Origin of the sequence: Knoellia tibetensis, assembly GCF_048606415.1 — a bacterium.
Taxonomy (GTDB): domain Bacteria; phylum Actinomycetota; class Actinomycetes; order Actinomycetales; family Dermatophilaceae; genus Knoellia; species Knoellia tibetensis.
In genome coordinates, this window is the sequence record NZ_JBMBWF010000001.1 from 2,520,942 (window position 1) to 2,532,140 (window position 11,199).

The window sequence follows — 11,199 nt, forward strand, 5'->3', positions numbered from 1 at the left end:
GCCGTGGCGTCAGTGCAGGACGACCGGAGGAGCGACCTCCGAGGCGTCGTCCTCGTCGAGCAGGTGGCTCTCCTCGTGCTTGCGCGGCAGGAAGGCCGCGGAGACGAGGGTGAACGAGACCATGATGGCGGCGACGAGGAAGGTGTTGCCGAAGACCTCGCCCATCGCGTTCTGGACCGCGCTCTGCAGGGCGGCCTGACCGGCCGCCACGTCGTTGCCGAAGCGGCCGAGGATCTCGCCGACGAGCGGGAACTGCTGGAGCAGCGACGGGTCGTTCGGGTTGGCCTTGGACGCCTCACCGAAGGCCGTGGCCTGCGAGACGAGCGCGTCGTTCTTGAGGCCGTTGGTGAGGACGACCGAGATGATCGCGACACCGATCGAGCTGGCGACCTGCTGGGTGATGTTGAGCAGGGTCGAGCCGCGGGCCACCTGGTGCGCCGTGAGCGTCCGGAGCGCCGAGGTCATGAGCGGCATCATCGTCGCGCCCATGCCGAGACCCATGACGAAGAGCACGGGGATGAGGTAGCCCCAGTAGGACGTGTCGCCGTCGACCTGGGTGAGGGCGAACATGCCTCCGGTGATGATGGCGAGGCCGACCGGGACGATGCGGCCGACGGGGAACTTGTCGGCGAGCGCGCCGGCGATCGGCATCGTGAGCATGGCGCCGATGCCCTGCGGGGCGACGAGCAGACCCGCGTCGAGCGCGCCCTCACCGCGGACCGTCTGGAGGTAGGTCGGCACGAGGAGCAGGCCGCCGAAGAACGCCCCGGCGAAGATGAACATCGTCACGACCGACCACGTGAGGTTGCGGTTCTTGAACAGGCGCAGGTCGAGCAGCGGGTGCTCGGGCTTGAAGCTGTAGAAGACGAACGCGATGATCAGCGCGGTGCCCAGGCCGGCGAAGCCGATGACCTTGGGCGCGAAGAAGGACCCCTCGTCCGGGATCGAGGAGATGCCGTAGAGGAACGCGGCGAGACCGGGGCTCATGAGGAGCATGCCGACGAAGTCGAAGGACTCGCTGGGCTCGGGGGCGTCCTTGGGCAGGGCCCACCAGGCGTAGGCGAGGGCGCCGAGGCCGAGCGGCAGGTTGATGAGGAAGATCCAGTGCCACGACACCGTGTCGATGAGCCAGCCGCCGAGGATGGGGCCACCGATGGGGCCAAGCAGCATCGGGATGCCGAGGATCGCCATGAGGCGGCCCATTCTCGCCGGACCCGCGGCCTTCGTCATGATCGTCATGCCGAGCGGCATGAGCAGACCGCCACCGAGGCCCTGGATGACGCGGAAGAGGATGAGCAGGTTGATGCTCGTCGCCGCGGCGCAGAGGACGGAGCCGATGGTGAAGAGGCCGAGCGCGAGCATGTAGAGGCGCTTGGTGCCGAAGCGGTCGGCGGCCCACCCGGTCAGCGGGATGACGGTGGCGAGGGCCAGCGTGTAGGCGGTGACGGTCCAGGCGACCGTGGAGTACGGCAGCGGGTCGTCGACGCCGGTGAACGTCGTCTGCAGCTCCGGCAGCGCGACGTTGACGACCGTGATGTCGAGGATCGACATGATGGCGCCGAGGACGACGACACCCGCGATCTTGAGGACGGCACCATCGATCTTGTCGGGGTACTCGGTGTGGGCAGGGCTTGACACAGGCGTGTCTCCTCGGGAGGAAAAGGCATAAGGGGTGTGGGTCGGCTCCATTGCCGGCGTGCGGGATCAGCCGCACCCGTCATTGTGCTCCCCGCCCAACCTCCGACGCCAATCTGATATTCCCGCGCGAGGGCGGCCCCCGTTCCCGGGGGGACGGCCCCCGTCCGCAGGTGCGGACGGGGGCCGTCGAGGTGTTGCGGGGCCTGGCTAGCCCGGTGATCAGCGGTTGTCGACCGCGGTGACGCTCACGTCGACGTCGGCACCCGTGTAGAGCTGGGTGATGGCGTAGACCGTCCCCGGCGGGATGACCGCGGACTCGTCCGCCGCCGACGACGCCGCCGAGCCGGTGGGCTGGCAGGCGCTGTCGACGAAGTAGAGGTCGAGGTCGTGCCCGAGGGTGTCGTCGGCCGCGCTCGTGCCCTTGACCGACACCGAGTGCAGGCCGTCGGAGAACCCGGCGGGGAACTTCGTCACCCACGCGTCGGCGCCCTGGCTGGCCGGCGGGAAGGTGCACGCGGTCGTCATCTCGGTACCGGTGACGCCGTAGACGTTGGCGAGACCGGTCGGGTCACCCGCGGCCGGGTTCGGCGCCGTGATCGTGCCCGAGTCGGTGTAGGTCGGGTCGGGGGTGACGCTGCCGTTCTCGACGACGGCGCCGCTGCCGAAGACCTGCACCTCGGCGACCTGCGCCTGCTTCGCCGTGTCGCCCTGGACCGAGTCGACGAAGAACCGCATGTGGCTGGCCCTGACCGGCTTGGTGAGCGGGAACGTCACGTAGTTGAGGTCGGACGACGTGGGACGCGGCGCCTGGTAGCCGAACGACCCGGTGCGCGCGGTCGTCCACGTCACCCCGTCGGTCGACGTCTGGACCGTGAAGCCCTTGAGCGCCGCGAAGCGCGAGGCGTTCGTCGCCTTAAAGGCGCTGACCCGCACACTGCTCACGGTCGCCGGGGCGGCCAGCTTCACCGTGACGCGCTGGTCCGGACCGGCGTTGTATGCCGTCGCGCCCTCCTTCGTGGCCCACACCGAGGCGGCCGTGTCGTCGAGCGCGAACTTGGCGGGGGCGCCGTCGTCCTGGCTCGACACGTCGACGACGGTCGCGCCCGCGGCGGTCGAGGCGAGGTTCGGCGCGAGCCGGATCGTCTTGGCAGTGTTGCGCCCGGCCGAGACCGAGAACCCGTCGATCGTCTGCGTGCCGAATCCCGGTGCCTGGATCGTCAGCGGGTAGGCGCCGGCGACCGCCTTGATGCTCGCGCCACCGGTCGAGCCGGTGCGCACGAGCGGGCTCACGCGGGCCTCGTAGACGCCGAGGATGACCTTGGCGCCCGGGACCGGCTTGCCCGTCGTCGCGTTGAGCACCGTGAGGGCGACCGTGCCGTTGCGTGCCGCCGCCGGGGAGTCGAACGCGGGCTGCGGGTCGGTGTCGTCGCCGCCCTGCGAGACCGCGCTCGTGCCGGCGCCGCGCTTGGCGAACACCGACCAGATGAGCTCGGTGTTGTCGCCGTTGTTGCGGTCGAGGTCGGCCGTGAGGATGCCGTCGCGGGCGTCGAGGAAGCTCGGGTCGGGAGCGGTGAGCGGCATGCCGTCGGTGACGAGGCGGGCCGCGATCTCACCACCCTTGGCGAGCCCGTGCTTGGCGACGAGGGCCCGGTGCAGGTCCCAGAGCGTCGCGGTCCAGATCTCGCCGTCGGCGTGGACCTCGGGTCCGGTGAGGTCGTAGCCCAGGTCGCCGAACGTCGTCGGGTTGACGTTGTAGTCGTAGTTGCGGATGCCCCGCTTCTCGTTGCCGGTCGCGTAGGCGCCGACGACGGCGCGGGTGGGCTCGAGGCCGGTCACCTGTGCGTGGTTGAGCGCGTACCAGTCGCCCCAGCCCTCACCCATCGAACCGGCCTGGTGCGAGCCGAGCGCGCCGCCACCGGCGACGTAGCGGTTGGACAGGCCGTGGCTGTACTCGTGCTGGATGACGCTCATGTCGAACGAGCCGTCGCGGTGCAGTCCCTCGAACGCGTCGTCGATCGGCTCCCAGAGGAACATGCCGCTCCACGGCGGTATGCCGTCGTCGAGCGTGAGCATGTAGGCGTTGTCGCGCCCGGTGTAGGTCGGGGACCCGCCCGAGGCGGCACCGGCCTGGACGAGGCCACGGATGGCGTCTCCACCGACGCCGCCCTTGTCGCCGTTGTCGACCTGGAAGTTGCCGCCGGTCTCGGTGAACCCGAGGCGGTAGTAGTCGTCGTGGATCCGGTTGTGGTGGTGGAAGAGGTTCGTCGCCGCCGGGTCGAGGTCCTCGGCGTAGGACGGCGGCACGGTGGCGCCCTTGGACTTCTGCCACGCGTCCGTGAAGTCGTAGTTGAAGCGACCGTCGGGGGCGACGGGGCGCGGGGCGTTGTCGACCGGCCCGATGAAGTTCGACCAGTTGGCGTAGGCGTCGGCGTTGTTGCCGAAGGTCGTCACGCCGGTCCCGGCGACACCGGTCGGGTCGACCCAGCCCTTGGGCGACTCGGGCTTGGCGCCGAAGGACTGCACGCGCGGGGTGCCGCCCTTGGCGGCGCCGGGGTAGTTGTCGTAGACGGTGCCCTCGGGGTCACCCTCGAACTGGACGACGCTGGCGCGGTAGAGGACCTTGCCGGTCGTGCCGTCGACGACGACCTCCCAGGCCTCGGTCGGGCTCTTGATGAAGTAGGCCTTGTAGGCCGCGACCGGCCCGTTGCGGGTGCCGAAGACACCCTTCTTCACGTAGGACGGGCCACCGAAGGGGCCCTTGGCGAAGGTCGTGTAGCCGGCCTGGCTGCCGTCGGCCTTCGGCGTGAAGACCGTCGAGGGCGCGAGCTGCTTCGTCACGGCGAGCAGGGCGCCGGCCTCACCGAGCACCCACGCCGAGGTGAGGGTCGAGCCGGGAGTCGGGTCACCGGCATACGAGAGGATCCTGCCGTCCTTGGTCACGGCGACGTTGAGGCGGCCGCCGCGGACGGAGGCGACGCCGGCCGTCGTCTGGACGAAGTTCACGGTGTGGGTGCCGGTTCCGGGCAGGGTGTGGTCGCGCACGAGGGCGAGGCCGTCGACCTGCGCGGTCGTGAGGCCGAAGGCGGCGGCGTGCTCGCGCAGCCAGCCACGGGCGACGTCGACCGCGGAGCCCCCGCGGGCAGCGGTGAGCGGGGCGGGTCCGCGCAGCGAGCGCAGCGTGCCGAAGCGCGGGTCCCACGTGGCGCGGGCGCTGGGGCCGGACGCCGAGAGCAGGGCCGACGTGGCCTTGCTCGTCGCGGTGCTCGGCACGACGGGCTTGGTGATGGCGCGGGTGTCGAGGGTCCTGGTGAGGGCGTCGACGGCGTCGGTGAGCGTCGTCGGCAGGGGGGTGCTCGCTGGGGTGGACGCCGATGCGGCGCTGGTCGCGAGTGCCGTCGTGAGGCAGATCGCGAGGATCCCGGTGGCGAGGGCAGGGGGTCGTGCCATGGGGGGTCTTCCCTTTCTCGGGGCGCCGGTAGGGGGTGCGCCCCCGAGGGGGTGCCCGGCGCTGGACAGTCGCCAGTGTTCTGGTTACTGCCGGAAATCAGGATCGTATCGTGATGGTCATCACAAATGTGGCTCACGGTTAGGCTTCGGCTGTGAACGAGATCGAGATCGGACGTGGCAAGCGGGCCAGGCGCGCGTACTCCTTCGACGACATCGCCGTGGTGCCCTCGCGCCGCACGCGCGACCCCGAGGAGGTCTCCGTGGGGTGGCAGATCGACGCCTACCACTTCGACCTCCCGGTCATCGGCGCCCCGATGGACTCCGTGATGTCGCCCGAGACGGCGATCGCGTTCGGCAAGCACGGCGGCCTGCCCGTCCTCGACCTCGAGGGCCTGTGGACCCGCTACGAGGACCCGGCTCCGCTCCTCGCGGAGATCGCCACGCTCGAGCCGGCGCTCGCGACGGCCCGCATGCAGGAGATCTACCGCGCCGACATCGTCCCCGAGCTCATCGTCGAGCGGCTGCGCACGATCCGCGACGCGGGCGTCACCGTCGCCGGCGCGCTCACGCCGCAGCGCACCCAGCAGCTCTGGAAGACCGTCGTCGACGCCGGTGTCGACCTCTTCGTCATCCGTGGCACGACGGTCTCGGCCGAGCACGTGTCGGGCCGCGCCGAGCCGCTCAACCTCAAGCGCTTCATCTACGAGCTCGACGTGCCCGTCATCGTCGGCGGCGCCGCGTCCTACTCGGCCGCCCTCCACCTCATGCGTACCGGCGCGGCCGGCGTGCTCGTCGGCTTCGGCGGGGGAGCGGCGCACACGACCCGCCGCACGCTCGGCATCCACGCGCCGATGGCGTCCGCGATCGCCGACGTCGCCGCCGCCCGCCGCGACTACCTCGACGAGAGCGGCGGCCGCTACGTCCACGTCATCGCCGACGGCGGTGTCGGGACGAGTGGCGACATCGTCAAGGCGGTCGCCTGTGGCGCGGACGCCGTCATGCTCGGAGCGGCGCTCGCGCGCACGACCGAAGCGCCCGGCCGCGGGTTCCACTGGGGCCCGGAGGCGCACCACCCCGAGCTGCCGCGTGGCGAGCGGGTCGAGGTCGGCGCGGTCGCCTCGCTCGAGGAGGTCCTCTTCGGCCCGAGCAAGGTCGCGGACGGCACCACCAACCTCGTCGGCGCGCTGCGTCGCGCGATGGCGACGACCGGCTACACCGAGCTCAAGGACTTCCAGCGGGTCGAGGTCGTCGTCGCGCCCTACGAGGGCGGCTGACACATCCCGAGTGAGGCGGGAGTCTCACTCACTACCGTTCTCGGCTGACGGTGACGTCGTTAGCCTCAGGTCATGGCCGACGTCATCGCAGACCCGGAGCTCGACCCCACCGCCACGTATGCCGTGGACCCGAGCCGAGCGCGCCGGCTCGCCTCGCGCGTCGTCGCCAGTCCCGGCGCCGAGCAGCACGTGAGCTCGACCCCGATGACGGGCGCACCGCTCGCCTCGCTGCCGGTGTCGACCCCGCAGGACGTCGCGGTCGCCGTCGCCACCGCGCGGACCGCCCAGCGAGCGTGGGAGCGCACGCCCCTGTCGCACCGCGCGGGGATCCTTCTCCGGTTCCACGACCTCGTCCTCGGCCGTCAGGTCGAGCTCCTCGACCTCATCCAGCTCGAGAGCGGCAAGACCAGGCACGATGCGTTCTCCGAGATCGCCGACACCGCCAACACCGCTCGGCACTACGCCCGGAGGGCTGCGTCCTACCTGCGTGACCAGCACCCGATGGGTGTCTTCCCGGTGCTCACCCAGACCGTCGTGAGCCACCTCCCCAAGGGCGTCGTCGGCATCGTCTCGCCGTGGAACTTCCCGCTCATCCTCGCCATCACCGACGCCCTGCCGGCGCTCATGGCGGGCAACGCCGTCGTCCTGCGGCCGGACCAGCAGACCTCCTTGACGGCACTCGCCGCGCACGCGCTCCTCGTCGAGGCGGGTCTGCCCGAGGGTGTGCTCCAGGTGGTCCTCGGCCCGGGCTCCTCGACCGGCCAGGCGGTCGTCGACCAGACCGACTACGTCTGCTACACCGGCTCCACCCCGACCGGACGCACGGTCGGCGTCGCGGCGGCCCAGCGACTCGTCGGCTTCAGCCTCGAGCTCGGAGGCAAGAACTCGATGTACGTCGCAGCCGACGCCGACGTGCCCAGGGCGGTCGCGGGGGCCCTGCGCGCGTGCTTCAGCGGCAGTGGGCAGGTCTGCATCAGCGCCGAGCGCCTCCTCGTGCACCGCGAGGTCCACGCCGAGTTCGTCACGTCGTTCGTCGAGGCGGTCGAGGCGCTGCGGCTCGGCACCGAGCTCGAGTACGGCCCCGAGATGGGTTCGCTCGTCAGCCAGTCACAGCTCGACACCGTCACCCGCCACGTCGAGGATGCCCGCGCCAAGGGCGCCGTCGTCCTCACCGGTGGCCGCCGCCGGCCCGACGTCGGGCCGTTCGTGTACGCCCCGACCGTGCTCACCGGTGTCACGCCCGACATGGAGTGCCGTGACGGCGAGACCTTCGGCCCGCTCGTCTCCGTCTACGAGGTGGGCTCCGACGAGGAGGCCATCGCACTCGCCAACGACACCGAGTACGGCCTCAACGCCTCGGTGTGGAGCCGCGACGTGCGCCGAGCCCGTCGCATCGCCTCGCGCATCCGGACCGGGACGGTCAACGTCAACGACGCCTACATCCCGGCCTGGGCCAGCACCGGCGCACCGATGGGTGGCATGAAGGCCTCGGGCATCGGGCGACGCCACGGCCGCGAGGGCATCCTCAAGTACACCGAGAGCCAGAACGTCACGGCGCAGCACCTCGCCGGCCCGATGGCGGGGTTGCCCGGTGTCTCGCAGGAGACCTACACCAAGGGGCTCACCCTTGCCCTGCGCGCGTTCAAGACGCTGGGACTGCGGTGAGCCGCAACGGATCCGACCCTGGTCACGCCACCCGCACGCCGGAGACCGACGTCGATGTGGTCGTCATCGGGACCGGTTTCGGCGGGTCGGTGGCCGCGCTGCGCCTGGCCGAGAAGGGCTACTCGGTCCTCATGCTCGAGGCCGGGCGACGCTTCGAGGACGAGGACTTCGCGAAGACCTCGTGGGACGTGCGCAACTACCTCTGGGCGCCGCAGCTCGGCTGCTTCGGGGTGCAGCGGATCCACAAGCTTCCCGACGTCATGATCCTCGCGGGGGCGGGCGTCGGCGGTGGGTCGCTCAACTACGCCAACACGCTCTACGTCCCGCCGGAGGCGTTCTTCCGCGACCAGCAGTGGGGCCACATCACCGACTGGTCGGCAGAGCTGGCACCGCACTACGAGACCGCGTCGGCGATGCTCGGCGTCGTCGAGAACCCGTGCGAGGGGCCGGTCGAGCAGATCTGGCGCGACGTCGCCGGCGACATGGGCGTGCCCGAGACCTTCCGCAAGACGCCCGTCGGCGTCTTCTTCGGGGAGCCCGGGGTCGAGGTCGACGACCCCTACTTCGGCGGTGCCGGACCGCGCCGCACCGGCTGCACCCAGTGCGGCAACTGCATGGTCGGCTGCCGTCACGGCGCCAAGAACACCCTGCGCAAGAACTACCTCCACCTCGCCGAGGGCCTCGGCGTCGTCATCGAGCCGATGCGGACCGTGAGGCGGCTGGGAGTCGTGCCGGGCACGGGCGGCGAGGGGACGGCATACGGGCAGGAGGTCTATCGGGTCCTCCACGAACGCACGGGACCGACGCACGGCCGGGACGAGCAGGTCGTCACGGCCCGGCACGTCGTCGTCGCCGCGGGGACGTGGGGGACCCAGACCCTGCTCCACGCCATGCGCGACGAGGGCGAGCTGCCTCGGATCTCCGACCGGCTCGGGCACCTCACCCGCACCAACAGCGAGGCCCTGCTCGGGGCGCTGACGGAGCATGCCGTGCCCGAGGCTGGGCTGTCGGAGGGCATCGCGATCACCGCGTCCTTCCACCCCGACGAGGACACGCACGTCGAGAACGTTCGCTACGGCCGCGGGTCCAACGCGATGGGGCTGCTCACGACTCTCATGGTGCCGGGTGACACGGGCCGGTCGCGGCCGGTCGAGTTCCTGCGGATGCTGCTGCGCGATCCGCAGGTGCTGCTCCGGCAGTTCCCGATGACACGCCGGTTCAGCGAGCGCACCATCATCGGCCTCGTCATGCAGTCCCGCGACAACTCGCTGCGGGTCTCGGGTCGGCGCGGCTTCCTCGGCCGTCGCCGGCTCACCTCGCAACAGGGGCACGGTGAGCCCAACCCGACGTTCATCAAGGCCGGGCACGACTCGATGACCGCCATGGCCAAGCGGCTCGCGGACGCGACGGGCGAGTACACCGTCGCCGGCGGCACGTGGGGCGAGGTCTTCGACGTGCCGCTCACCGCCCACTTCCTCGGCGGGGTGGCCATCGGTGAGAGCCCGACGAGCGGTGTCATCGACCCCTACCACCGCGTGTGGGGGCACCCCGGCATCTCCGTCGTCGACGGGTCGGCCGTTTCGGCCAACCTCGGCGTCAACCCGTCACTCACGATCACGGCGCAGGCCGAGCGCGCGATGTCGTTGTGGCCCAACCGTGGTGAGCTCGATGCCCGTCCCGGGCAGGGCGCCGACTACGAGCGGCTCGAGGCCGTGCCCGCCCGCAACCCCGCGGTGCGCGAGGTGCGGGCGGTCGAAAGCGCCGGGGTCGGGGTCGACCTCGGTATGCCGGCCTTCCGGATTGCCGCCCAAGGCGTTGTGGTTGGTACTTCCGGGCGATCCTCGGCTCGGCTATGACTGCTCGAAGATAACCGCGTCCCCTCCGCCGCTGTCCGTGTCGCCCTGAACCCCGACCGCCACGCACCCCAATGGCGCGGGGCATGAAACGGCCCAAGCGATGGCGTCTCGTGGATCTGATCCCAAGATCGAGGGAAGGCTCGCGGAGTTGATGGCCCCTGTTGGTGGAAGCGACATCGCGATGGGGCTGCTCTCTCGGACTCCGACCGCGGTGCAGTGCTGGTTCTCCGCGCACGAGATGGACACCAGTTGCCCTGGTCCGACAGGCGTGCCCGAGGTCTCACGCACTGACCAAAGTCCGCTCCGGTAAGACTCGGCAAGAGGTCGACGCCCAGTACTCGAGGTGTAAACGCCGACAGCATCACACTGATTGGCGGCTTGGCATTCGATATCGAAAAGGTTGAGTTGGAAAGGGGTGTCACCCACATCGGCGGACACTGCGTCTGCAGGCACCGGTGGGCGCAGACTTTTCAGTGTTGACCCTACGACGGTGCCAACCGAAATCGCTTCGTGGTCCAGCGAGTCCACGTAACTACCCGTAAAGGCACACTGTCCGGCGTCCCAGCAGGAGACAGCGCCAAGGTGGTACCCGTACTTCGACTCCGAGGGGCTGAAGGCCTTCATTGCAGCCGCTCCAGAGGTGGAGAGCCTGACAATAAGGCCGATGGGGTCGGCTTCATTGGGCCAATAGTGGCCGACCGCCACGCATCCGCGCGCTTCCCAGCAGGAAAGGTCGCTGATGAACGCGGGGTCCTCCATGGACAAGTCCGCATCCGCGGGTAGAGGCACGGGAACCGAGGACCAGGACCCGTTTGCATAGGTCGCGAAGACGACGCCACCGGCCGCGTGGCAGGTGCCTACGGCTGGACAGGAGACGCTATGGACACCCCACCCCGGATACGTCAGCGACCAGGTCCCGTTTTGGAGCACGAGCGCTTGGGGAGTGAGTTCGTATTGGCCAGCTTGGTCGTACCCGCTGTAGATCGCCGCGCAGAAGGACTCCGACGCGCAATCGAGATCGGCGCTGCCGAAAGAGGTCAGCCGTGAAGACCCGAAGCCTTTAGTGGTCCAGATCCCACCCAGACGCGTGGCTACCAGAGCGTGCCCATCGCCGACGTTGTCCGAGTAATTACCGACTGCGTAGCAGACATCGACCGTCGGGCAGTCGACATCGTCCAGGCGCATCGTGTTGACCTGAGCCCCAGCGGGTGCCGTGAGCCCGCTGGCGATCCAGCCAAACCCCGGGCTGGCGCCCTCGAGGTAGTAGCCGGCGATGTCGCCCAGGAGGTGGATGGTGCTGGTGGAGCCGTTGCGCAGGG

At 70.2% G+C, this 11,199-nt stretch carries 6 protein-coding genes; 3 read left to right on the forward strand and 3 right to left on the reverse strand.

Annotated elements, in window-relative coordinates:
• Nucleotides 1-9 precede the first annotated feature (9 nt).
• Both ACOJV7_RS11810 and ACOJV7_RS11815 read right to left on the reverse strand, forming a co-directional pair.
• Nucleotides 10-1,638 (reverse strand): DHA2 family efflux MFS transporter permease subunit, encoded by a 1,629-nt coding sequence (locus tag ACOJV7_RS11810; protein ID WP_420190345.1) that lies wholly within the window; start codon nucleotides 1,636-1,638, stop codon nucleotides 10-12.
• A gap of 219 nt (nucleotides 1,639-1,857) precedes the next feature.
• Nucleotides 1,858-5,085 (reverse strand): M36 family metallopeptidase, encoded by a 3,228-nt coding sequence (locus ACOJV7_RS11815; protein ID WP_420190346.1) that lies wholly within the window; start codon nucleotides 5,083-5,085, stop codon nucleotides 1,858-1,860.
• 152 nt (nucleotides 5,086-5,237) lie between these two features.
• Between ACOJV7_RS11815 and ACOJV7_RS11820 the strand changes: the two genes are divergently transcribed.
• The 3 genes from ACOJV7_RS11820 to ACOJV7_RS11830 all read left to right on the forward strand — a co-directional run bounded on the left by ACOJV7_RS11820 (nucleotide 5,238) and on the right by ACOJV7_RS11830 (nucleotide 9,880).
• Nucleotides 5,238-6,359 (forward strand): GuaB3 family IMP dehydrogenase-related protein, encoded by a 1,122-nt coding sequence (locus ACOJV7_RS11820; RefSeq protein WP_420190347.1) that lies wholly within the window; start codon nucleotides 5,238-5,240, stop codon nucleotides 6,357-6,359.
• Between the two features lie 72 nt (nucleotides 6,360-6,431).
• Nucleotides 6,432-8,024 carry a succinic semialdehyde dehydrogenase gene (locus ACOJV7_RS11825; protein WP_420190348.1) on the forward strand — a complete coding sequence of 531 codons (1,593 nt, stop codon included), beginning with the start codon at nucleotides 6,432-6,434 and terminating at the stop codon, nucleotides 8,022-8,024.
• Nucleotides 8,021-9,880, forward strand: a complete 1,860-nt coding sequence (locus ACOJV7_RS11830; protein ID WP_420190349.1) for a GMC oxidoreductase — start codon at nucleotides 8,021-8,023, stop codon at nucleotides 9,878-9,880. The genes ACOJV7_RS11825 and ACOJV7_RS11830 overlap by 4 nt, the downstream gene beginning before the upstream one ends.
• Here ACOJV7_RS11830 and ACOJV7_RS11835 read toward each other — a convergent pair.
• The coding region (locus ACOJV7_RS11835) for a hypothetical protein (protein ID WP_420190350.1) at nucleotides 9,875-11,199 on the reverse strand (1,325 nt) is incomplete at its 5' end. The two genes, ACOJV7_RS11830 and ACOJV7_RS11835, sit on opposite strands and share 6 nt — an antisense overlap.